The organism is Halomarina halobia (assembly GCF_029338575.1).
GTDB lineage: Archaea > Halobacteriota > Halobacteria > Halobacteriales > Haloarculaceae > Halomarina > Halomarina halobia.
In genome coordinates, this window is sequence record NZ_CP119992.1 from 2,400,518 (window position 1) to 2,422,508 (window position 21,991).

21 protein-coding genes are annotated in these 21,991 nt (G+C 69.7%); 6 read left to right on the top strand and 15 right to left on the bottom strand.

Annotation, left to right across the window (positions count from 1 at the left end; genetic code table 11):
• Positions 1-42 precede the first annotated feature (42 nt).
• The 7 genes from P1K31_RS12700 to P1K31_RS12730 are packed head-to-tail and all read right to left on the bottom strand — an operon-like array spanning position 43 to position 7,005.
• Positions 43-591, bottom strand: coding sequence for a DUF7261 family protein (locus P1K31_RS12700; RefSeq protein ID WP_368410809.1), 549 nt, complete (start codon positions 589-591; stop codon positions 43-45).
• On the bottom strand, positions 579-983 hold the full coding sequence (locus tag P1K31_RS12705; RefSeq protein ID WP_276303692.1) for a DUF7262 family protein: 405 nt from the start codon (positions 981-983) through the stop codon (positions 579-581). The genes P1K31_RS12700 and P1K31_RS12705 overlap by 13 nt, the downstream gene beginning before the upstream one ends.
• Positions 976-1,677: a DUF7263 family protein gene (locus P1K31_RS12710; protein WP_276303693.1), complete on the bottom strand. Its 702-nt coding sequence runs from the start codon at positions 1,675-1,677 to the stop codon at positions 976-978. The genes P1K31_RS12705 and P1K31_RS12710 overlap by 8 nt, the downstream gene beginning before the upstream one ends.
• Positions 1,674-2,129: a DUF7266 family protein gene (locus tag P1K31_RS12715; protein ID WP_276303694.1), complete on the bottom strand. Its 456-nt coding sequence runs from the start codon at positions 2,127-2,129 to the stop codon at positions 1,674-1,676. Before P1K31_RS12715 ends, P1K31_RS12710 begins: the two co-directional genes overlap by 4 nt.
• On the bottom strand, positions 2,122-2,868 hold the full coding sequence (locus P1K31_RS12720; RefSeq protein ID WP_276303695.1) for a DUF7289 family protein: 747 nt from the start codon (positions 2,866-2,868) through the stop codon (positions 2,122-2,124). Before P1K31_RS12720 ends, P1K31_RS12715 begins: the two co-directional genes overlap by 8 nt.
• A complete protein-coding gene (locus P1K31_RS12725; protein ID WP_276303696.1) occupies positions 2,865-4,745 on the bottom strand; it encodes a type II secretion system F family protein in 1,881 nt (626 codons plus the stop codon). Before P1K31_RS12725 ends, P1K31_RS12720 begins: the two co-directional genes overlap by 4 nt.
• On the bottom strand, positions 4,732-7,005 hold the full coding sequence (locus P1K31_RS12730; protein WP_379794164.1) for a type II/IV secretion system ATPase subunit: 2,274 nt from the start codon (positions 7,003-7,005) through the stop codon (positions 4,732-4,734). The genes P1K31_RS12725 and P1K31_RS12730 overlap by 14 nt, the downstream gene beginning before the upstream one ends.
• Before the next feature lie 165 nt (positions 7,006-7,170).
• Here P1K31_RS12730 and P1K31_RS12735 point away from each other — a divergent pair, with 165 nt between their 5' ends.
• The 3 genes from P1K31_RS12735 to P1K31_RS12745 are packed head-to-tail and all read left to right on the top strand — an operon-like array spanning position 7,171 to position 9,892.
• On the top strand, positions 7,171-7,476 hold the full coding sequence (locus tag P1K31_RS12735) for a hypothetical protein (protein WP_276303698.1): 306 nt from the start codon (positions 7,171-7,173) through the stop codon (positions 7,474-7,476).
• A gap of 3 nt (positions 7,477-7,479) precedes the next feature.
• A complete protein-coding gene (locus tag P1K31_RS12740; protein WP_276303699.1) occupies positions 7,480-9,144 on the top strand; it encodes a solute symporter family protein in 1,665 nt (554 codons plus the stop codon).
• Between the two features lie 49 nt (positions 9,145-9,193).
• Positions 9,194-9,892, top strand: coding sequence for a haloacid dehalogenase type II (locus P1K31_RS12745; RefSeq protein ID WP_276303700.1), 699 nt, complete (start codon positions 9,194-9,196; stop codon positions 9,890-9,892).
• Positions 9,893-10,051: 159 nt separating this feature from the next.
• Here P1K31_RS12745 and P1K31_RS12750 read toward each other — a convergent pair whose 3' ends face one another.
• The 7 genes from P1K31_RS12750 to P1K31_RS12780 form a co-directional block, all read right to left on the bottom strand.
• Positions 10,052-10,267: a DUF8119 family protein gene (locus P1K31_RS12750; protein WP_276303701.1), complete on the bottom strand. Its 216-nt coding sequence runs from the start codon at positions 10,265-10,267 to the stop codon at positions 10,052-10,054.
• 160 nt (positions 10,268-10,427) lie between these two features.
• Positions 10,428-10,892 (bottom strand): universal stress protein, encoded by a 465-nt coding sequence (locus P1K31_RS12755; RefSeq protein WP_276303702.1) that lies wholly within the window; start codon positions 10,890-10,892, stop codon positions 10,428-10,430.
• Positions 10,893-10,894: 2 nt separating this feature from the next.
• Positions 10,895-12,580: a sodium:solute symporter family transporter gene (locus P1K31_RS12760; protein WP_276303703.1), complete on the bottom strand. Its 1,686-nt coding sequence runs from the start codon at positions 12,578-12,580 to the stop codon at positions 10,895-10,897.
• Positions 12,581-13,015 carry a DUF4212 domain-containing protein gene (locus P1K31_RS12765; RefSeq protein ID WP_276303704.1) on the bottom strand — a complete coding sequence of 145 codons (435 nt, stop codon included), beginning with the start codon at positions 13,013-13,015 and terminating at the stop codon, positions 12,581-12,583. It abuts the gene before it with no gap.
• Between the two features lie 306 nt (positions 13,016-13,321).
• Positions 13,322-15,052: a bacterio-opsin activator domain-containing protein gene (locus P1K31_RS12770; RefSeq protein WP_276303705.1), complete on the bottom strand. Its 1,731-nt coding sequence runs from the start codon at positions 15,050-15,052 to the stop codon at positions 13,322-13,324.
• Between the two features lie 181 nt (positions 15,053-15,233).
• Positions 15,234-17,195 carry an acetate--CoA ligase gene (acs, locus tag P1K31_RS12775; RefSeq protein WP_276303706.1) on the bottom strand — a complete coding sequence of 654 codons (1,962 nt, stop codon included), beginning with the start codon at positions 17,193-17,195 and terminating at the stop codon, positions 15,234-15,236.
• A gap of 391 nt (positions 17,196-17,586) precedes the next feature.
• Positions 17,587-18,021, bottom strand: a complete 435-nt coding sequence (locus P1K31_RS12780; protein ID WP_276303707.1) for a hypothetical protein — start codon at positions 18,019-18,021, stop codon at positions 17,587-17,589.
• A 198-nt stretch (positions 18,022-18,219) separates the two neighbouring features.
• Here P1K31_RS12780 and P1K31_RS12785 point away from each other — a divergent pair, with 198 nt between their 5' ends.
• Together P1K31_RS12785 and P1K31_RS12790 are read left to right on the top strand one after the other, a co-directional pair.
• Positions 18,220-19,410, top strand: coding sequence for an ATP-binding protein (locus P1K31_RS12785; RefSeq protein ID WP_379794160.1), 1,191 nt, complete (start codon positions 18,220-18,222; stop codon positions 19,408-19,410).
• Positions 19,407-19,607, top strand: a complete 201-nt coding sequence (locus tag P1K31_RS12790; RefSeq protein WP_276303708.1) for a DedA family protein — start codon at positions 19,407-19,409, stop codon at positions 19,605-19,607. Before P1K31_RS12785 ends, P1K31_RS12790 begins: the two co-directional genes overlap by 4 nt.
• Before the next feature lie 318 nt (positions 19,608-19,925).
• Here the strand turns inward: P1K31_RS12790 and P1K31_RS12795 are convergent, their stop codons facing one another.
• The gene (locus P1K31_RS12795; protein WP_276303709.1) at positions 19,926-21,398 is read right to left on the bottom strand and encodes a helix-turn-helix transcriptional regulator; all 1,473 of its coding nucleotides are present in this window, start codon (positions 21,396-21,398) and stop codon (positions 19,926-19,928) included.
• A gap of 211 nt (positions 21,399-21,609) precedes the next feature.
• Here P1K31_RS12795 and P1K31_RS12800 point away from each other — a divergent pair, with 211 nt between their 5' ends.
• Positions 21,610-21,921, top strand: coding sequence for a hypothetical protein (locus tag P1K31_RS12800; protein WP_276303710.1), 312 nt, complete (start codon positions 21,610-21,612; stop codon positions 21,919-21,921).
• The last annotated feature ends 70 nt before the right edge of the window (positions 21,922-21,991 follow it).

Below are 21,991 nucleotides of genomic sequence, written 5' to 3' on the forward strand. Positions count from 1 at the left end.
GTTCCGGAGGAGCGCACGGACCGCGGACGACCATCAGCGGCATCAGCGGTTTTCCTCGAGCGATTCGACCACCGGGACGCGGTACGTCGCCCCGTATCGCCCTCGCTCGGTCGTCGCGCGCACGTCCACTGCGACGCCGAGGACGTGCGCCTCGCCGGCGCGGTTCTGGACGACGACGCCGTCGATCGCTCTGCACGCCCCGAAGCGGCGTCCCGCTCCGCGCGGACACCGCTCGGTCGCCCACGTCCGCGCCGCGCTCCCGTTGTACCGCACCTCGTAGCCGGTTCCGGCGGCGACGCGCGACGACTCGAGCGTCTCGACGCGCGGCCGGAGACGGTCGCGCACCGCCGTCGCCGCCTTCCGCCGCTCCCCCCACCGATACTTCCCCGTCACGTTCGCCCCGGCGTCGTGGACGGCCCGCTCGAGCAGCCGATCCGCGTTTCCCAGCGGGTCGTCGTACTCGGCACTCGCCCGCACGTCGGGGTGGTAGCCCAGTTGCAGGTACGCGAGGACGGCCGGGGCGAGCGCGACGGCGATCACCGCGGCGGCCGTCAGCACGAGCTGTGCGCGATCGCGCGTCACGCGTACCACACCCGTATCGTCACCTCGCCGTGCGCGGTCGTCACCCTCGCCAGCCCCACCGCCACGCCGGCCGGCTTCCGGTACCCGACCGATCCGTGCGGCGTCGAGACGCGGTACGCGAGGTTGTCCGGGAGGAGGCGCTCGACGCGCCGCTGCAGGGCCGCGCGCTCCCGGTCGAACGCGTCGGGGGAGCGCGCGACCTCGGCCAACCGCGTCGTCCCGCCGTGACGCGGCGGCTCGTTCGAGAGCACCGTCGCGGCGTCGTTCGCGTAGGCGTCGAGTTGCGCCTCGCGCACGTCCGGCGACGGCACGCCGAGGACGAACCCCGTCGTCACCGCGAGGACGAGCACCGCCCCGACGCCCGCCTCGACCACGGACAGCGACAGCTGTCCCCTAGCCATCGACGGTCACCACCAGCTCCGCCTTCGTGGTCCGGGCGGGATAGTAGGCGACGCGCGCGCTCCCTCGGGGGAGCGGACCGTCGTGCTCGAACCGGAGGCGGGTCGTCTCGAAGCGCGAGAGCGCGATGTCGAACCGTCCCTCCAGGCCCGACGGGTCGTGGAGGACGACGCGGCCGTTCGCGCGCACCGTCCGCACCGTCGTCCCCTCCGGCGGCCGCAGCAGGAGCGTCGCGCGCGGACTCCGACGCGGGAGCGTCACCGCGTCGCCCGCCGTCGCCGGGAGCGTCACCGATTGGCGACGCTGGACGAGCACGATCCGACGCACCGTCGTCCCGCCGGTGGGATCGCCGCGCTGGACGACCGTCTCCCCCCCGACGCGGAGTCGAACGTCCCGTCCCTTCGCGACGGGAAAGGCCTCGTCGAGTCGCGCGGCGTCGAGCGCGCTCAGGTTCCTCGACCGTAGGACGTTCGGCCGCGCCGTCAGCGGCGACTCGGCCGAGACGAGACGCTCCCCGAGCGCGACCGCCGCGCGCCGCTCCGCCGGGTCGCGCCCCGCGCCCGCGAACGCGCCGTCGGCCACGAGCAGGCCGAGGCTCGTCGTCGTCGTGAGCACCAGCAGCGCGACGGCGAGCGCCGGGAGGTTGGCCTGTCCGCGCGCGGGTCGGGCGAGTCGAGAGGGCTGGGGGTTCGTCATCCGTCCCCCTTCCGCTCGTCCAGGCGGACGACGACGCCCTCGTCCGTCCCGCGGACGCGCACCAGCGCGCGCTCGTCGCTCGCCCACGACCCCTCGACGCGCACGACCTGCGGCGGGAGGGCGAGGCGGGCGCGCCCGCCGACCTCCGGATGCGGGTGATCGAGCACGAGCGCGCTCCCGTCGGTGCGGATCCGGTACCGCTCCCCGCGGATCGTCCGCGGCAGGTCGACCCGCACCCGCACGTCCACCGCCGCCGCCTCGGGCGGCACCGACTGCTGGACCCGCTCGGCCGCCGCCGCGAGCGTCCGGTCGCCGACCGCGTCGCCCGCGGCCGTCCGATACCCCGGGACGACCCCGCCGTACAGGGTCGTCGTCAGCAGGCCGATGTAGAGGACGACGATGCCCGCTTCGAGCGCCTTCCCGACGACGGGCGTCGCGCCGCGGTTATCCATCGCGCACCTCCAGCGCGAGGTCGTGGACGACGAGGTACGTCGTCCGCTCGCCCTCGAACGAGGCGACGACGCTCTCGACCCCGTCGCCGTCGACGTCGCGGCGCTCGACGGTCGCCCCGCGTTCGCGCAGGTACCGCTCGAACGGTTCGTGCGTGCGCGTCTCGATCGCGAGCCCGTACGTCCCGTTTCCGACCCGCGTTCGGCGGTGGGTCACGTCCGTCGCGAGCGCGACCGACACGCCGCCGCGGCCCGAGACGGCGACCGTCTCGCTCGCGTTCAGCCGCGGCGCGCCGATCACGAGAACGCCGCCCGATCCCGGGGACGCGGTGATCGGGGGCGGTCGTCGGAGGCGGGCGCGTTCTGACCGTCCGCGGACGATCGCCCCGGCGACGAACGCGACGCGGCGCTCGCCCGACTCGAAGACGAGGCCGTCGACCGCGACCGTCTCGACGACCCCGCCGTTCCCGTCGAGCAGCCTGAGGTCGCGCTCGACCGTCCGCAACTCCCCCCGGGCGAACGAGACCCGTCCGCGGTGTGCACCCGTGACCTCGACGGGTCGGAGCGCGCGGTCCACGTCAGCGGCGACCCGCGCGGCGTCGGCCTCGGCGGCGTTCTCCTCCACGATGGCTCCGATGCTGGCCGTCAGCGCGCCCATCGAGATCACGGCGACGCCGAGCAGGAGGACGACGCCGACGACGTGCGACTGCCCTCGATCAGGGGAGTTCACGATCCCGGTCACAGCATCCCCGCCCCCGCGAAGACGACGTACGCGACGGCGACGAGCGCCCCCGAGTGGAGCAGCGCCTCGTACCGTCCCCGGCTCGCCATCCCGGCGAACCAGCCGCAGGCGAGCATCGTCGCCTGCGTGACGACGTAGAACAGGAAGCGGTCCCGCTCCGGGTCGACGGCGTCGGGATCGAGCGCGACGCCCGCCGTCGTCCCGGAGACGCTCGACAGCTGGGCGAACCCGTCGAGGACGTAGCCGTTGACGGCGACCGTGATGCCGACGACGAGCAGGGCGGTGGTCCAGCCGACGGCGACGTAGACGAGCATCGACGACCGGAGCGCCTTCCGCTCGTGGTAGAGCCGCCCGACCTCCGTCTGGAGCGTCTCGAACACCTCCTCCGCGTCGCTGCCCACGTCGAGTGCGCCCGTCACGAGCCCGATCGTCTGCGCGGCGAGGGGGGTCCCCACGCGCTCCACGAAGCGGTCGAGCGCCGCGGCGCGGACGTCGTCGCCCGTACCGGTCATCAGCGAGAGGTTGAACGCGAGCGCGTCGACGTCCGACTGCAGCGCGCCGAGGTCGACGTCCCGGGCGACCCGCGCGACGGCCTCGCCGAACGGCCGCCCGAGGCTGACGTGCCCCGCGACGGCGTGGACGAAGTCCTTGATCTCGCGGTCCTTGGCGTCGTCCAGGCGCGCCCGCCGAACCGCGACCGCGCCGACCGGGAGGCCGAAGGCGACGTAGCCGAACAGCCCGGCGTTGACGGGGTGATAGCCGAGCGGCAGGCAGTAGGCGACCGCGGCGAGCGCGAGGGGAGCGCAGACGAGCGCCGCGTCGGAGGGGTTCCCCCGTGCGCCGGCGAGCACGCCCCGAAGCGTCGGGGCCGACGCGTACGTCGGCGGTGCCTGGTCGGGCGGGCGGAGCGCGGCGATGAGCCACGCCGTCGCCGCGCCCACCGCCAGGACGAAGGCGACGCTCCCGGCGACGACGAGCGTCTTGACCGTCGTCGTTCCGAGGGGGGTCGCGACCGACGCGGAGAGGCCGGGCGCGAGCACCGCCATCACCGTGACGATGATGACGAGCAGCGCGGGGAGGACGAGCAGGACGATGAACAGCTCCGCGAGCAGTTCGAGGAAGTCCGTCGCCTGCTGTCGCGAGCGGGCCTGGCGGTGCGAGAGCATGCGCGACTCCAGGCGGAGGTAGCCCGCGAGCGCGTCCTCCCCCTGGGCCGCGTGTTCGCGGAACTTGAGCAGGAACGGCGAGAGCAGGTCCCGCGAGGGGGTGTCGCGCGCGACCATCCTGAGCCCGGCGTCGAGGCTTCCCGTCAGCGCGGCCCGGTTGAGGACGGCCCGAGCGGAGGCGGCCGTCTCGCCGTAGGCCTCCTGTTCGGCCACCTTGCGCAGCATCGTCCGGTGGTCGTCCGCCCCGACGGCGAGCGTCCGCAGGTAGCGCACCGCGCCGGGGAGCGTCCGCTCGATGTTCGCCCGGCGCGCCGACGCGACCCAGCGGAGGTACTGTCCGCCGCCCCAGACGACCGTCCGCTTGCAGAGCAGTCCGACCGCGAGGCCCGCCGCGACGGCGACCGGCCCCCGCGGGAGGTCCGGCGCGTCTCCCCGGTTCAGGATCGGGAGCCCCGCGTGGAGGAACGCCGAGAGACCGTCGACGACCCCCGGCGGTACCGCCAGCGCGAGGGCGGTCGTCCCCGCCGCGACGAGCGCGAACGCCGCCCACGAGAGGCCGTACACCCGCGCGATGTACCGATCGAAGCTCGCCCCGACGGCCGCCCCGCGGTAGCGCCGTCGGTCGCGCTCGTGGCGTCGCCGGTCGGCGTGGCGCGAGAACAGCGCGTGGAGGCCGCGCTCCAGCGCCCCTGCGGCCCTACGCGTCGCCATCGCCACCACCGTCGGTCCGCGCGCCCACCCCGTCGCCGTCGGTCTCCCCCTCGCGGGCGTCCTCTCCGCCGCCCGCTCCTCGTTCGCTCCGGCGCGCGTGCGCGACGCGCTCGACCGTCGCCGCCTCGTTCGTCCGGAGGTCGGCGAGGAAGCCGAACAACTCGTCGGCGTCGCGGACGCCCTCGCTCACGAGGTACTCGACGTACCGGTGCTTGCGGAGGAACTCGCGCTCTACGGCCTCGACGGGCCGATCGGTCCGGTCCGCGACGCGGTCGAACACCGCCGTCCGGCGGTCGCGCGCCTCGTCGCCGAGCGCGGGATGGTCGTACGCGAACGCGAAGTCGCCGTCGACGGTGCGCTCGCAGACCGTGTCGTAGTGGATCGTCGTCCCGTCGCGTTCGATGACGCCGCCGCCGGAGCCGGTCGTCGGGCCGTCCGTGAACTCGACGACCTCGCCGACGTAGCGTTCGCCGCCGGCCCGCTTCGGGAAGACGACGAGGTCGAGTTCCGCGAGCAGGTAGGCCGGGAGCCCCTGCTCGACGGCGCGGTTGATCAGCTTCTCGACGTCCTCGGCGTGGGTCGTGCCGAGGACGCCGTGGCCGGTCGAGACGATCTGCGCGAAGGAGGCGAAGCTCTCGGGCGTGTTGATCTCGGCGATGATCTCCACGTCCGGGTTGAGGTAGTTCGTCTCGGTCATCAGGTCGGCCATCGTCACGCGCTTGTACTCGCGCTCGTGGTCGCGGGTGGTGAGCGAGACGCCCGTCTCGTGGGGGAGCCACACCTCCCGCGACCCCTCGTCGATGCTCACGGGACGGTCGTCGAAGGGAATGAACGGGACGTGGGCGTTCATGAGGGTCGTCTTCCCGACGCCCGTCGGCCCCGCGAACAGGACGACGCCGTGGTGCTCGTAGAGCAGCCAGAGCAGGGCGACCAGCTCGGTCGGGAGGCTCCCCGCCTCGACCAGGTCCACGGGGGTGAGCGGGTCGGGCGACTGCTTGCGGATCGAGATGTGGGGGCCGCCCTCGCTGATGGTCGGGAGCGCGACGGCACACCGGATCGTCTCCTCCGACCCCGGGGGGCGCAGGTTCACCTTCGCGCTGGGCGTGCTCGCGTTCACCTCGACGCCGTCGCTCGCGGCGAGTTGCGTGACGACGTTGACGAACTCCGTCTCGCGCTCGAAGGCCAGGTTCGTCGGGACGCGCTCGTCGAACCCCCGGGGGACGACCTTCACGCGCTCGCCGACGCGGTTCGCCTCGATGTCCTCCAGCCGACCGTCGCGGATCGGGACGGTGAGGTGCCCGTAGCCGACGTAGTCGCGCAGGACGTAGTAGACGAGGTCCGAGAGCCGGTCGGGGGCGAAGCGTCCGTCGACCGGCGGCACCGCGAGGTCGTACGCCGCGAGCGCTGCCCGCGCGCGGTAGCGCAGCGCGTCGAGCCACGTCCGGGCGTCCTCCGCCGTGAGTCGGCGGGAGAGGACGGCCTCGGCGCGCTCGCGGACGAACGCGGTGGCGTCCTCGCCCGCCGCGCCCCCCTCGTCCAGGAGCCCCCCTTCGACGGGGGCCTCCCAGATGCGCTCCTTGCACTCGTCGATCAGCTCGCGGTCGCCCGGGAGGAGGTCCGGCTCCCGGATGGCGTACTTCGTCGCGAAGGGGTCGTTGCCGAGAACGTTCTCGCGGTAGAGCACGACGGGGACGTCGAAGTCGAGGAACGACACCGAGTAGCGCGAGAGGCGCTCGCTGGCGAAGCGTTCGAGGTGAGCCGTCCCGGCGATCCCCGTCAGCGCCGGCGCGTAGTCGGCCGTGTGGACGATCACCTCCCCGTCGCGCTCGTCCGCGACCTCGATCGCGTCGTCGAGCGCGTGCGGCGTCAGCGGCCCGAGACACCGCGCCTCGGCGAGGGCGTGGTAGGTCATCCGCCGCTCCATCGCGGTCGAGAGGTCCGTCAACCGGTCGACCGCGCGCTCGTACTTCGGGCCGAACCCCGCGGCCATCCGCTCGACCGCGCCTTCCCGCGTCAGCGGGGGCGTCGCGCTCGCCCTCGAGAAGTACGCCCGGACGCGCTCGAGTGCCCGCTCGCCGGGAGCCGACAGCGACGGCTCCCGGGCCGAGTAGCGAAACCCGTCCCCGGTGCGACGGACGGTCACGACGACGCCGGGGTGGACCTCCTCCTGTCGCAACACGTCCGGCGCGTACCACGCGTCGGGCGCGTCCGGCGGCGGCGGCGGAGGGACGGACGTAATTTCAGGTTTAGACATAGTCATGATTCGAAACTCGTTTTGATTTAAACCTTGGCCTTCGGTACGAACGGATCGTAGAGCGGGGGAACGTCTCACTGACGCCGGTATTCACGGAGCGGAGCGGCCCAATTCTATCATTTGAGATGAAAAATAATTTATGTTGTTGCTCTCGCTCTGCCGACGTGAGATATGAAAACACATGTCAAGGAAGCGACGACGACCCTGGTGACGTTTCTCGCCCTCGTGGGTACCGTCCACGCGGGAATCTGGTTCAGTCTATTCGGTGTTCCGGAGGTGACCGTGTTGAACTGGCCGTTTCACTACTTCTGGTTCGTCGTCGGTGCCTGGGCCTCGATCTTCGCGATCTACTGGGGATATCACCGCGTCGTCGACGGGATCGAGGAGGAGAAGCGTCGACTCGGCGACGACCATGCGCGGGTCGAGGATCGTCCCCCCGCGGTCGTCGGTGAGCAGTCGAGAACTGAGAGGGGGTAACCCGTGTTCGAAACCGTCCACGGGTTTCAGCAAGGGTACCAGCAGACGTTCGATCAGGTCGCCGTTCCGGTGGCGATCATTCTCGCGCTGTTCGTCGTCTACTACGGGGTCAGCTACTACTTCAAGAACCGGATTCAGGACACGGGCGACCTCTATCTCGCGGATCAGTCGATCGGGTCGTTCGTGAACGGCTGTGCGATGGCGGCCACCTGGGAGAGCCTCGCCACCTTCCTCGGCGTTATCGCGCTGATCGTGAGCCTCCAACTCCCGTTCATCGCGATGTGGACGAACTTCCTGCTCTCGATCCCGCTCATCGTGTTGCTCTACGGCCAGACGCTTCGACGGCTCGGGTCGTACACGCCGGCGACGTTCTGCAAGGAGCGCTACGGCGACCGTATGGCCGTGTTGATGGCGCTCCTCATCGTCCTCGTCATGGTCATGTACGCACTCGGGCAGTTCATCGGCCTGGCCAAGATCGGCAACGTACTGTTCGGTTGGCCGTTCGAGCTGTCGCTGTTCGTCATCGCCGTCGTCGTCATCGGTTACGTCATTATCGGCGGAATGTACGGTGTCTCGTACAATTCGGCGCTCCAGTTCTGGATCATGTTCACCGCCGCGTTCGTCCCACTGGTGTTCATCCTCAGGGATCTCGGAGCGAGCGGATGGTGGTTCCCACCGCTTGGATACACGAACCTCACGGGTCAGATGCAACAGGCCTACCCCGGCTTCTTCGACCTCAAATTCGGTCTGAAGTGGTACGTTGCGCTGTTCATCGGGATGGCGCTGGGACCGATCGGCCTTCCACACCTCGCCCAGCGAGTGTTCACGAGCAACAGCGTGCGCGAGGGACGCGTTTCCGTGTTCTGGTTCGTCCTCGTCACCGGACTCCTGTTCACGACCGTCTACGCCGTCGGGTTCGCGGGCGTCATCTGGGCGCAGCAGCAGGGGATCCAGATCCCGGACGCCGACCTCGACAAGGTGATCTTCTTCCTGAACTTCGCGTTCAACGGAAGCGCCATCACGGGATACGTCGTCGCTGGCGCCATTGCCGGCGCGCTGTCGACCGTCAGCGGCCACATGATGGCGATCAGCGCGGCGGTCGCGAGTGACCTCGTCGAGGTCTTCAAGCCCGATCTACCCGAGGACCGGAAGACGCGGCTGGGCTACGCCGCTATCGCCGGCGCGGGCGTTCTCGTCGCGCTCATCGCGTTGAATCCGCCGGCGTTTCTCGTCGTGAGTATCCTGTGGGCGTTCTCGGTCACGGCGGCCGCCATCACCCCCGTGCTCGTGCTCGGCGTCTGGTCCAGCCGCGTCAACGAGTACGGTGCCCTGACCGCGAGTCTCGTCTCCGCCGGCCTCGTTATCGGTCTCTCTCCACACGTCCTCCCCGGGATCACCATCGGTCCCGGGGGGATCACCTCGGCGATCGGGCTCGACGCGGCGTTCGTCGCCGTGCCCGTCTCGCTCATCCTCCTGATCGGCGTCTCGCTGGCGGCGGAACGCGTCGGCGGACTCGACGTGGGGCGCGACGCCAACCAGCGTCTCGTAAACGAGATGCACGGCTACCCGGACGACGACGTCGAGCGGTTCTCTAGCGTGTGGCCGCTGGTCGCACTCGTGTGTATCGCCGTTCCCGTCCTCTGGTGGGGATTGCTCCCCTGGCCGTAGCGGTACTCGACAGCGCATCGACGACAGATCAACCCACGACACATCGACTATGAACACGACAACGACGTTCGATCCGGATCGCGTCACGACCATCACCGTCGACTCCTACGGCACGCTCGTAGACACCGACGCCGTCGAGGCACGCCTCGCGGAGCGTGTGCCAGACCCCGAACCCGTCTCGAAGCTGTGGCGTTCGCGCTCGCTGATGTATACGATGGTCGGTAACTTCATCGGCTACTACCAGCCGTTCTACGAGATGAACCGCAACGCCCTCGAATACGCGCTCGACGCCCACGACGTGGACCTCTCGTCAGCCGAACGCGACGAGATCCTCGGCGCCTACCACGAACTGGACGTCTTCCCGGACGTGCGCGACGGTATCGAGCGACTTCGCGCCGGTGGCTATCCGGTGTACGTCCTCTCGAACGGGAACCCCGAGATGCTTCGGTCGATGGTCCGACACGCCGGGATCGCCGACGTCGTCGCCGACACGATAAGCGCCGACGAGATCCGGACGTTCAAACCGCACCCCGACATCTACCGTCACGGCGCTGCCCGGACCGGGACGCCGATCGACGAGATCGTCCACGTCGCCGGCCCGGCCTTCGACGTCCTCGGGGCAATGCACGCCGGCATGCAGGGATCGTGGATCAACCGCGATAAGGGTCCGTGGGAGTCGTTCGCCGACGTCTCCCCCGACCTCACCATCGACTCGTTCGACGACCTCGCCGAGATCCTCGGGGTGTGATTCCGACCGCGATCCGATCGGACCGCGATAGTCCGCGACGAGCGATGGAGGACGCCCGGGCTGAGTGTTCGACGGCGTTGTCCGAGGTGTCGGTGCTGGCCGTCGGAACGAGTACGGCGTCGTCCGCCGACGGCCAAGCGGGGACGACCGCCCCGGCCCCTACTGTTGCTCGCGCGCCACCCGTAGCGACCAGAAGAAGGCGAAGTACGCGCCCACGCCGGCGAGCATGAACAGGTAGTACGCCCACTGCGGGCCGTCGACGACCTCGAACAGCAGGCTGACGACCGTCACCCAGACGACGGCGAACGCCAGGTCGGCGACCATCCCCGACCGGTGTTCGGCGACGTGCTCGCGGAGTCGGTCTGCGAGGCTCACGGACGCGGGCGACCCCCCCGAGCGCCGGCGTCCGGCGCGAGTCGGAACCCGTCCTCGCTCGCGGTCGAACCTCCGGCCCGACGTGAGGTCGCGGCCGCGCCGCGGCTACGGGGGCCGGGGCGGTCTGCCACGGCGGTCACGTCCACGTCCACCATCGCGGTCACTCGTCGTCCGCGCGCGCGTCGACGACCAGGACGGGGCGCTTGGTCGACCGGAGGACGCGCTCGGTCACGCTCCCGAGGAGCGCCCGCCTGACGCCCGAGCGTCCGTGGCTGCCCATCACGACGAGGTCGACGTCGTGATCCTCGACGTAGTCCGCGATGACACGGTGTGGGACGCCCGCCCTGACGTGCTCGACGACCTCGACGCCGCGCTCTGCGCCCGCCGCGGCGACGTAGCCGGTCGCGGCCTCCGCGCGCTCTCGGACTTCGTCCATCTCGTGGAACCTGCCCGCGCGGAGCCGGTCGATCTGCTCGGTGCCGAGGCTCACCTCCATCGCGTCGATGTCGACGACGTACAGCGCGTCGACAGTCGCGCCGTACCGTTCGGCGAGGTCCAGCGCGTGATCGACTGCGGTCTCGGCGACGTCGCTTCCGTCGGTCGGGACGAGTATGGTGTCGTACATGGTCAGTCGTCCGCGGGGGTTTCACCGCCGCTCTTCGCGGCGACGGCCTCGGCGGCCGTCGTGTCGTGCATCGGCTCGGGGCTGTGACACTGCCGGACGAGCTGCTTGGTCTGCAGGTCCGGCTCCTCGGTGACGAGCGAGACGCCGATGGTGACCGCGAACACGACGGGCGTGGCGATCAGCGCCGACCCGATCGCGGGCATCCACTGGGCCAGCGCCGGGGCGAGCGGGGCTTCGAGGCCGCTCAGGTAGTTCGGGACGACCTCGTTGATCATCGGGATCGACCAGAGGACGAGCCCGGTGATCATGCCGCTGAGCGCGCCCTCGCGGTTCGTGTTCTCCCACCAGAGCCCGAGGAAGAACATCGGGAACAGCACCGATCCGGCCAGCGAGAACGCGTACGCGACCAGCGCCGCGATGGGCGCGGCCGGGTCCAGCGCGGCCAGCGTCGTGATGACGCCCAGCAGGATGATGCTGAGGCGGCCTACCAGCACCTGCTGGCGCTGGGTCGCATCGGGGTTGATGATGTTGGTGTAGATGTCGTGGGAGATGGCCGACGAGCCGGCGATGAACAGGCCGGCGACCGTCGCGATGGCGGCGGCGATGCCGCCCGCCGCGACGAAGCCGACGAACCAGTCGGGCAGGCCGGCCAGCTGGGTCGCCAGTACGACGATGACGTCGGCGGCCGCGCTGTCCATGCCGTCGGCGCCGTACACCGGACCGATGTTCGCCGCGTAGAGTTTGGTCCCGAACGCGGCGAACGCGGGGGCGCTCCAGTACAGCAGGCAGATGAAGAACAGCCCCCACACGGTCGACCAGCGGGCGGTTCGCTCGTTCTCGACCGTGTAGAACCGCACGAGGACGTGGGGCAGTCCCGCGGTCCCGACGATCAGCGAGAAGCACGTGGCGATCCAGAGGTAGTAGCTCCCGGTCACGAACGGCTCGGAGAACTCGCGGCCGAGTTCGCCGATGAGCTGCCCGTACTGGAGCTGGGGGATGACCGTCGAGTACCCCTGCGTGAAGCCGACGGCGTACAGGCCGGCGAGGAACGCGGCGATGAGGATGGTGTACTGGACGGCCTGGTTCTTCGTCGCGCCCAACATCCCGGACAGCGTCAGGTAGCCGACCGTGATGGCCATCATGAAGATGACCATCGACTGGTAGCCGCTCAGGCCGAGCAGGCCGATGTCGCCGAACACGTACAGGCCGACCAGCGCCATGCCGCGGGCCTGCCCGATGGCGTAGACGAACCCGATCAGGAACGTCGTGACGGCCGCGATGGCGCGGGCGGCGTCGGAGTTGAAACGGTCGCCGACGAAGTCCGGCGCCGTGTACTTCCCGAACCGGCGCATCTGGGCGGCCATGAAGATCAGCACGATGAAGAACGCCGTCGTCCAGCCGACGACGAACGCCAGCCCGTAGATCCCGGACAGCGCGATCAGCGCCGCCATGCCGAGGTAGGAGGCCGCAGACATCCAGTTTGCGCCGATCGCGGCGCCGTTCTCGAGGTTGCCGATGGAGCGGCCGGCGACCCACATGTCCTCGGCGTCGGCCACGCGGAAGACGAACCCGATCGCGAGGAACAGCCCCAGCATCGACAGGACGAGGACGGCCGGTATGAGCTTGAACGAGACGTTCAGCCCCTCGGGCAGCAGCTCACCGGTCTGGAGCAGGAGGCTCGCGCTCATCTACGCCTCACCCCCGGTACCGTGTTCGATGCCGTACTTATCGTCGAGCTGGTCGCGCTTGCGGACGTACCAGTACGAGAGGATCAGTCCGGTGGTCGGAGCGCCGATGGCCATCAGGAAGTAGTGCAGCGGGAACCCGATGACGGGCATCTGCGTCGTCATGACGTCCGGCGCGATGGCCGTCAGCGTCACCGGGCCGAAGACGGCGACGAACCAGATAGCGAACCCGGTCCAGATGATCCGCAGGTGATCGCGCATGTACGGCGTGCTCGGCGACAGCAGGTTCACCTCGGCGTCGAGGTAGTCGGTCGCCCCCGCCGTGCCCGCGGCCGGACTCCTCCCGGCCGCGTGCCCGCCGTCCGCCACGGTCGCCGAATCGTCGCCCGCGACCGTCCGACCCGTATCGTCCGCTACCTCCGTATCCCGGTCGGTCATCGTTCCCCCCGTCCCGTCGCGGACGGTTCGTGCGGCGCGGCCGGCGATCGCGCGCGCACTCGCCACGCGCGCGCCGACCGGGTCGCCGATCGTACTCCCTGTCCCGAGCCCTGTAATAGCATGACGATTGAGGCGGTGTACCACCAATTAGATAAGCGACGTGCCTAATTGCATAAAAAATGCACGTAGACCGTTTCCTCCGCGGCGAATCACCGGATTTAGATGCCGTCGACCGCTGTCCGATCGGTCCGTGTCGTGACTCGCGGCAGACCGTCGTCGCGCAGTCGACTCGAGCCCCCTAGACAGCTAGCGTCGGTCCTGATCGAGGACGGTGGTCAGGAGTTTCTGCTGCGCCCGCCGGAGGTGATTGTGCAGCGTCGGCGAGGAGATCCCGACGGAGTCGGCGAGCTCCTCCGCCGTCGATTCGCGGGGCCACTCGAAGTAGCCGGCGTAGTACGCCGCCCGGAGGACCGACAGCTGCCTGTCGGTGAGGATGTCGTCGAGCCGCTCGGGGAACGAGCCGTCGGATCGGACGGGTCGTTCGACCTCCCGCTTCGCGATCAGTCGCGTCCGGGGGTACGCCGATCGGACGGCCTCGACCACCTCGCGGACGTCGACGTCGCTCGCGACCTCGCCGACGAGCGTGGCCGTTCCGCGCTCGACGACGAGATCTCGAACGGTCCCGCCGCACTCGACGAGCGCCCTCACCGGCGAGTCGGTGACGACGAGTTCGAGCAGCGCGCCCTCCGGTCTGCCGCTGACTAGCCGCGCGTCCTCGATCGCACGGGCGTCCGCCGCCCGTTCGAGCGCCGCGTCCGGCGAGGCCCCGTCTACGGTGACGTAACACAGGAACGATCCCGCCTCGGCCGGGGCGAGTCCCTCCAGCCGGAACGTGCAGTCGAGCTCGCTCGAGGCGGTCGCGAGGAAGGAGCAGGCGGTCGACTGGAGGGTGAGCTCCGTCGCGGTGTCCGCGAGCAGCAGTCGCTTGTGTTCGACGCCCGCGAGCGCCGCCGCGACGTGCGCCCCGTAGATCGCGAGCAGGTCGCGCTCGGCGTCGGCGACCGGCGCGGTCGGGACGGCGCACAGCGCACCGTAGGTCTGCCGACCGTGCACCAGCGGGACGACGATCACCGTCGCCCGCCCCGTCGACACCTCGACGGTCGTCGCGCTAACCCTCTCCTCATCGACGGCCGCCCGGACGGCCGTCCGGGTGGACTCGTCGTCCGCGAGCGCGTCCGCGAGCGCGTCCTGCGCCGCCGGGCCGTCCTCCGGCGGCTCCGTCCCGGCCGCCGGGTCGAACACGGTCGCCGTCCGGTAGGCGGTCGTCCCCATCAGTCGCTCGCAGGCGACCGTCTCGACGGCGTCCTCCGTCGTCACGTCCGTCAGCGCCGCGCTCGCGTCCCGGAGCAACGTCGCGACGGTTCGGAGGCGCTCCGTCCCCTCCCGGTTGGGTCGCCCGACGTCGCCCGCGCCCCGTCGTTCGAACGCCGCGACGACCGCCTCTCGGCCGGCCGGTTCGAGGTACGGCGCGAGCCGTTCCGGACGGTCGTACGCTCCGACGGCGAGCACGACGCGCGGGTCGAGGCCGCGCTCGACCAGCAGCCGCCGGGCGAAGTAGCGCCGAAGGTCGCGGGTCGAGAGCCCGTCGAAGACCGCCTCGCCGGTCGTCTCGGCCGCGCGGGCGGCCACCTCGGCGACGAGCATCTGCACGCGCCTCGGCGACACTCCCACCAGCGGTTCGTCGGGCGCGATCCCGGCCCCGTCGGCGTACTTGCGGAGGTCGTGTTCGACGTCGGACGGGAGGTACGCCTCGCGGGCGTCGGATTCCCCGCCGGGGACGCGCAGGAAGAAGTGCTCCCCGTGGGGGAGTACGTCGACGAGGCGGACGCGCGTCATCTCCTCCGGGTGCAGCCCGACCTCGCCGCCCAACCGGACGACGACGTCCTCCCGGTGCGTCTCGGCCGCTCGACGCAACTGCTCGTAGCTAGCCGCGTCGAGTACGTCGTCCCCCTCGGCGTCCCGCTCGCCTGCGAGCATGTTTCGCTGTATCGTACTGCTGCGAAATCAAGCTTCGGGACGGAGCCGACGGTGTTCGGCGAGATGTGCGGCGCGCGGATCGCTCTCCGTCACGTTCGGACCCTACGGCGCCGACGTCGGCCCGTGCGACGCGGAATCTGTTTCGACAATTCTGAATTTTGCGAAATACCCCCACGGGGCGTCACTCCTCGTCCGTCGGCTCCTCGCGGACGACGGACTCGATCTCACCGAGGATCTCGGGGTTACGTAGCGCGCTCGTGTCGCCGAGCGGTTCGTCGTTGGCGATGTCCTCGAGCAGGCGACGCATGATCTTCCCCGAGCGCGTCTTGGGGAGTTCGGGCGTAAAGACGACCGCCTCCGGCGTCGCCATGGGGCCGATGGCCTCGCGGACGCGGGCCTCGATACGGGCGCGGAGGTCGTCGTCGCCCGGGCAGTCGCGCTCGGGACTGACGTAGGCGTAGACGGCCCGGCCGGTGCTCCGGTCGTCGCCGCCGATGACGGCGGCCTCCGCGACGCCCGCGACCTCGACGATGCTGCTCTCCAGTTCCATCGTGCTGAACCGCCGTCCGGCGACGTTGATCACGTCGTCGACCCGGCCGAGGACCGTGACGTACCCGTCCTCGTCGACGGTCGCCTCGTCGCCGGCGACGTACTGCCAGCCGTCGGCCGAGCGCCAGGGGTGCGAGTCGGCCCAGCCCTCGCCGGTCGCGAGCGCCGTCGGCATGCCGGGCCACGGCCGGTCGAGCACGAGGTAGCCTGGCTCCCCCGGCGGCGTCGGCCGGCCGTCGCCGTCGACGACGCGGGCTCCGATCCCGGGCAGCGCCATGCCCGCGCTGCCCGGTTTCATCGCGTCCGCGCCGGGCAGCGTCGAGACCATGATCGCCCCCGTCTCGGTCTGCCACCACGTGTCGACGACCGGGCACCGCTCGCCGCCGATGTGCGTGTAGTACCACTCCCAGACGCGGGGGTTGATCGGCTCGCCGACCGTCCCCAGCAGGCGCAGCGAGGAGAGGTCGTTGCGGGCGGGGTACTCGCTCCCCCACTTCATGAACGCGCGGATCGCGGTGGGCGCGGTGTAGAACACGTCGACGGCGTTGCGCTCGATGATCTGCCAGACGCGGTCCCTCTCCGGGTGGTCGGCCGTCCCCTCGTAGAGGACCGTCGTCGTGCCGAGCGCGAGCGGCCCGTAGACGACGTAGCTGTGGCCGGTGATCCAGCCGATGTCGGCCGAACACCAGTAGGTGTCCTCGGGCTTGATGTCGAGGACGGCGCGGGCGGTCCAGGCCACGTGTGCGAGGTAACCCCCGGTGGTGTGCGTCACGGCCTTCGGCGCGCCGGTCGTGCCCGAGGTGTAGATGAGAAAGAGCGGATCGGCCGCGCGGCGGGCGACCGGGTCGACCCGGTCGCCCTCGTGGGCCGCGAGCAGGTCGACGTAGCCGTACTGACGGTCGCCCAGGTGCGTCTCGTCGCCCAGGCGGGAGACGACGACCGTCGCCTCGACCTCGTGATCCAGGCCGATGCGGGCGTTGTCGGCCTTGTTCTTCTGGTTGGTCGCGGCCCCGCGTCGGTAGTAGCCGTCGCAGGTGACGAGAAATCGCGACTCGGCGCGCCCCATCCGGTTGGCCAGCGCCTCCGCCGAGAACCCCGCGAACACGACGTTGTGAACCGCGCCGAGCCTCGCGCAGGCCAGCATGGCGACGGGGAGCTCCGGGATCATCGGCATGTACAGCGTGACGACGTCGCCCGCCGCGACGCCGAGCGACCGCAGGGCGGCCGCGAACTCGTTGACCTCCCGGTAGAGGTCGAGATACGTGTACGTACGCGTCTCGCCGAGCCGACCCTCCCACTGGACGGCGACCTGGTTCTTCCGCTCGTCCACGTGCCGGTCGACGCAGTTGTGCGAGGCGTTCAGTCGCCCGCCGGCGAACCACTCGAACGGCGGCTCCGCGGCCCCGCCCGCGAGGGTCTCGTCGTACGGTCGCTCCCAGTCGAGTAGCCTCCCCGCCTGCGCCCAGCAGTCCGGCCACTCCCGTTCGAACGCCGCCCGGACGTCGGGGTCGGACACGTTCGCCTGCGCGACGAACGACTCGGGGGGCTCGATCGCGGGACGATCGAGGAGCCGCCCGTTCACGTCGTGATCCATCTCGGGCGGCGCTACGTTTCCAGGATGGTAAAGGATTCGTGGGCGCAGGGACGGCGACCAGTTCGGAACCGTCGATGCGCTCATCGACCGCGGTGGGACGATCTCTGGAAATATAAAATTTAAGAATACATAAATGGGTAAAATATAATACGGTGGGGGACGTCTCACCGCCTGCGGTAGCGCGCCGGGCTCGTCAGTGGCCCGCGCACCTCCGCAGACGGCCCGTTTCGGGCCGCCTCCGCCGTCCGTCCTTTACCCCCCTCTCCTCGACGCCGTCCGTCCCGCTCGCCCGGCCGCGTCTCTCGCGAGACGGCACGGTCGACGACTGGGGACGCGCGGCCCCGAACGACGTGAGAAACGAAGGTCACCGATCGAGCCACGGACCGCCGGTTCACTCGATCGGTTCCGTCGCGGCGAACTCGCGCCAGTAGCTGAGTATCCAGAACGACAGTCCGGTGGTGACCAGGCCGGCGGCGACGAAGTAGAGCAGGAGTTGTGACCCGAACACGCGGTCCGGCCGGGTGGCGGCGTGGACGAGACCCTCCCCACTCAGCGTCGTGACCAGGAAGCTGAGTAGCCCGGTGCCGACCGATCCGAGGAGGACCGTCTTCCCGTCGGTCTCGCCGCCGTCTAACGCGAAGACCGCCCCCACGAAGCCGATCGCCATCGCGAGGACGTAGAGCGGGAACCGTCCGCTCAACCCCGTCGTCTGGCCCGACACCAGCGATAGCAACCCCACGAAACTGGCGGTGAGCACCAGCGTCGAGAGGGCCACGAGCAGTATCGCGCGACCGAGGTGCGAGGGGTACCGCGCGAGCAGTAGCATGTATACCGTCTGGTCACACGTGACGAAATAGCTACTGGTCGGTTCGAAAGAACGTACGATGCCCTCACAGGCGTCGGAAGAGCGGATCGAGGGGCGTATCCGAGTTCGTCAGGGACATCACAGCGAGATTTACAATATATCGATGAGTGTCCTCTGGCAGAGAACTTATGGTCGCTCCCGCGAATGTGTCGAGAAGCGATGGCCGACGTTCCCGAAACGATCTCCGTGACGACGGACGGGTTGGAGCTCCCGGTAGCCGAGCTGCTCACCGGTCGCGGGTTCATCACCGGAAAGTCGGGGAGTGGCAAGTCGAACACGGCCAGCGTCATCGCCGAGAGACTGCTCGAGTACAACGTTCCGCTCCTCGTCGTCGATACCGACGGCGAGTACTACGGACTCAAGGAGCAGTTCGAGTTGCTGCACGTCGGCGGTGACGGGGAGTGTGACGTCCGGGTGGGACCCGAGCACGCGGAGGCGCTCGCGGACCTGGCGCTCACCGAGAACGTGCCGGTGATCCTCGACGTCTCCGGGTACCTCGATCGCGACGAGGCACGCTCGCTCGTCGAGGGCGTCGTCCGGACGCTGTTCCTCATGGAGAAGACGCGCAAGAAGCCGTTCCTCCTCCTGGTCGAGGAGATGCACGAGTATCTCCCCGAGTCCGGCAGTCTCGACGATCTCGGGGAGGTCCTCATTCAGGTCGCGAAACGCGGTCGGAAACGCGGACTCGGGATCTGCGGCATGTCGCAGCGACCCGCGGCGGTCGACAAGGACTACATCACGCAGTGTGACTGGCTGGTCTGGCACCGGTTGACGTGGGAGAACGACACCCGCGTCGTCGCACGGATCGTGGACGCCGAGTCGGCCGAGTCGGTCGAGGAACTCGCCGACGGGGAAGCGATCCTGATGACGGACTGGGACGAACGGGTTCGGCGGGTCCAGTTCCAACGGAAGCAGACGTTCGACGCCGGGGCGACGCCGGGGCTGGAGGGGTACGAGCGTCCGGACCTGAAGTCGATCGAGTCGGCGTTGCTGGACCGGTTCGAGACCGCCGGCGAGCGGAACGATAGCGAGCGAACGGTCGCCACGGAGGACGCGCCCGCGGCGAAGGACGGACGCATCGAGGAACGGGAGGACGGGGTCGGTCAGCTACGCACGGGGGAGCGACGACCCCGCGAAGCCGACCCCGATCGTCCAGCGTCAGAGAGGACGAGGACGGTGTCCGCGGCCGCGCGTGAGGATCCCGTCCAGGAGTTCGGTGAACTGATGGCCTACGGCCTTCGTTTGCTCGCTCGATCGGTACGGCGCGGCGGTGGACGCGTTCAGCGCCGTCTCGGCACGCCGTTCACGTCCGAGACGGACGCCACGGACGTGAACGGTCAGTCGGAGTGACGGATCGGACGAGCCTCGCGCTGTTCGTCGCGGCGGCGACGATCGGGACGGTCTGCGGCAGCCTCGTCGCCTACGGCGCGGGGCGTGCGGGCGAGGAGGCGCTCGACCGTTACGGCCGCTATCTGCGCATCTCGGCGCGGGATCCCGACCGCGGACGGCGCTGGTTCCGCCGTTACGGCTCCGGCGCGGTCTGCTGAGGTCGACTCCTCCCCGTGCTCCGCTCGGTCGTCTCGATCCCCGCGAGCGTCGCCGGGATGGACTCGACGCGCTTTGCGCTCTACACGGCCGTCGGCACGGTCGCGTTCAACGCAGCGGTCGCCGGACTCGTCTACGCCGGCGAGGAACGTTCGATCTACGCGGTCGCCATCGAGACCGTCACGGTCGCGCCGCTCCTCTCGATCCTCGGCCTCCTCGGTATCGTCGCCCCGCTCGGCCTCGGACGGGTCGGAGGGCGGCTGTACTTGACGTTCACCAGCGACTTCGTGGAAGAGCCGAGTGAGAGGGGGCGGGGCGGATCAGTCCGTCTCGTCGAACGGCGAGCGGGCGCTCTCGGGTTCGTCCCCCGGGCGCGCGATGAGGTTCTCGCGTCCGATGCTTATCTTGCGGACCTCCCCGTTCTCCTCCATCCGGGAGAGCAGGCGGCTGACCTTCGACTTCGACCAGTCGGTGTTGTCGACGATGTCCGCCTGGCGGAGTCGCCCGCCGTTCTCGTCGAGTAGTCGCATGATCCGATCCTCGTTGGTCAGCGGCTCCGGCACCGCCTCGGCTTCGCCGGCACCGTCGGCCGCCTCGGCGGTCGCGGCCCCGCCGGCAGGGCCGCTCCGGCGGGAGGCCCACAGCGCGGCGACCGCGACGAGTATCAGGTACGCACCGGCCACCCCCGCGTACAGCGGTACCTGCTCGCCGGTCGGCTGGAGGAAACTCTTCAGGCCGCTCGGGGGGTTGGGGTCGGTCCCCGCCTTGATCTCGTCCCCGTCGCTCACCCCGTCGCCGTCGGTGTCGGGGTTGGTCGGGTCGGTCCCGTGTTTCTTCACCTCGGCCCCGTCCGAGAGGCCGTCGCCGTCGGTGTCGGCCTTGGTCGGACTCGTCTCGTATTCGTTCACCTCCTGGCCGTCGGTGAGGCCGTCGCCGTCGGTGTCGGGGTTGGTCGGATCGGTCCCGTGGACCTTGACCTCCTGACCGTCGGTGAGGCCGTCGCCGTCCGAGTCGGGGTTGGTCGGGTCGGTGTCGTGCTTCCGGACCTCGGCCCCGTCCCCGAGGCTGTCGTCGTCCGTGTCCGGTTCGGTGGGGTCGGTTCCGTGCTTCGTGACCTCGACGCCGTCGGACAGTCCGTCGCCGTCGGTGTCCTTCTTCGTCGGGTTCGTCCCGTGGTCGTTCACCTCAGCCCCGTCCGAGAGGTCGTCGCCGTCGGTGTCGGGGTTGGTCGGGTCGGTCCCGTGAACGTTCACCTCCTGGCCGTCGGTGAGGCCGTCGCCGTCGGTGTCCTTCGCGAGGGGATCGGTTCCGATCTCGACCTCGTTACGGTTGCTCAGCCCGTCGCCGTCGAAGTCGCCGTTGGGGGTGAGCACGTGCACGTCCGCACTGACGCGGTCGATTCGATCCCCGTCGCCGTCGGTGAGGACGACGCGGACGGTCTGCTCGCCGCCGAGGTCGGATGGCCACTGCTCGAAGGTGAACGACTTGGTCTGGTTGCCGCTCCCGTCCACCGGCTGGCAGGACAGCTCGCGGAAGTCGTCGCCGCTGCCCGCCTCCACGCACACCTGGTAGTCGCCGGACCCGGTCGAAACCTCCGCGTCGAGGCTGTGTGATTGCCACTGGGTCAGGTACGTCACGCCGTCGTTGGTGGTGACGAGCCCTTCACCCGCGTAGCTGACGTTCCCGATACTCGCGGACTGCGCCGCGATCGGCACCGCGCCGACCGCGCAGACGAGTAGAACGGCGAGTACAACCGCGACGCGGTTTAATATAGTGGTCCGGGGACTTGACATTGTGTGCGCCGTAATGTACCCCTTATCGCCGCACAACATAGCCTTTTTTCGTTTCTTTATGTGAATGTGAGATGGTGTGCCGGTTACGTACAAGTCGCCTAACCACCGGTCGTCGCCGTGAAACAGTCTGCAACAATGTCTGTCTCACCCTCGAAACGGTGGGACGACTCCACCGCTTTATTCCCCCTGGCGGCTTCAGGAGGAAGTGCACATGAAGTCGAACACACGGAAGGTCCTGGCCGCGCTGCTCGTGGCCGGTCTGCTCGTCATCGCCGGCTGCGCGGGCCCGGGCGGTGGTAACAACACGACCGAGAACGAGACCGACAACGCCACGATCGGCGACGACAACGAGACGGGCATGAACGAGTCTGAGAACGACACGTTCGGCGAGGACAACGAGACGCTCGGGAATGACACGAACATGACCGAGAACGACACGAACATGACCGAGAACGACACGAACATGACCGAGAACGACACGTTCGGCGAGAACAACACTTCGGAGAACGACTCCGAGTTCTAGGTTCGGTCGATCGACGTACCACGGTTTTTTTTATCGGGCGCTAGGGGCCGAGCGGCGGCGATAGCGGCGT

Bases quoted from the DNA above. Each gene is read 5' to 3' on its own strand.
- P1K31_RS12755 (WP_276303702.1), bottom strand. From the start codon at position 10,892: ATGTACGACACCATACTCGTCCCGACCGACGGAAGCGACGTCGCCGAG.
- P1K31_RS12795 (WP_276303709.1), bottom strand. From the start codon at position 21,398: ATGTCAAGTCCCCGGACCACTATATTAAACCGCGTCGCGGTTGTACTC.
- P1K31_RS12800 (WP_276303710.1), top strand. From the start codon at position 21,610: ATGAAGTCGAACACACGGAAGGTCCTGGCCGCGCTGCTCGTGGCCGGT.
- P1K31_RS12730 (WP_379794164.1), bottom strand. From the start codon at position 7,005: ATGACTATGTCTAAACCTGAAATTACGTCCGTCCCTCCGCCGCCGCCG.
- P1K31_RS12765 (WP_276303704.1), bottom strand. From the start codon at position 13,015: ATGACCGACCGGGATACGGAGGTAGCGGACGATACGGGTCGGACGGTC.
- P1K31_RS12760 (WP_276303703.1), bottom strand. From the start codon at position 12,580: ATGAGCGCGAGCCTCCTGCTCCAGACCGGTGAGCTGCTGCCCGAGGGG.
- P1K31_RS12725 (WP_276303696.1), bottom strand. From the start codon at position 4,745: ATGGCGACGCGTAGGGCCGCAGGGGCGCTGGAGCGCGGCCTCCACGCG.
- P1K31_RS12780 (WP_276303707.1), bottom strand. From the start codon at position 18,021: ATGCTACTGCTCGCGCGGTACCCCTCGCACCTCGGTCGCGCGATACTG.
- P1K31_RS12770 (WP_276303705.1), bottom strand. From the start codon at position 15,052: ATGCTCGCAGGCGAGCGGGACGCCGAGGGGGACGACGTACTCGACGCG.
- P1K31_RS12785 (WP_379794160.1), top strand. From the start codon at position 18,220: ATGGCCGACGTTCCCGAAACGATCTCCGTGACGACGGACGGGTTGGAG.
- P1K31_RS12710 (WP_276303693.1), bottom strand. From the start codon at position 1,677: ATGACGAACCCCCAGCCCTCTCGACTCGCCCGACCCGCGCGCGGACAG.
- acs (WP_276303706.1), bottom strand. From the start codon at position 17,195: ATGGATCACGACGTGAACGGGCGGCTCCTCGATCGTCCCGCGATCGAG.
- P1K31_RS12735 (WP_276303698.1), top strand. From the start codon at position 7,171: ATGAAAACACATGTCAAGGAAGCGACGACGACCCTGGTGACGTTTCTC.
- P1K31_RS12745 (WP_276303700.1), top strand. From the start codon at position 9,194: ATGAACACGACAACGACGTTCGATCCGGATCGCGTCACGACCATCACC.
- P1K31_RS12715 (WP_276303694.1), bottom strand. From the start codon at position 2,129: ATGGATAACCGCGGCGCGACGCCCGTCGTCGGGAAGGCGCTCGAAGCG.
- P1K31_RS12705 (WP_276303692.1), bottom strand. From the start codon at position 983: ATGGCTAGGGGACAGCTGTCGCTGTCCGTGGTCGAGGCGGGCGTCGGG.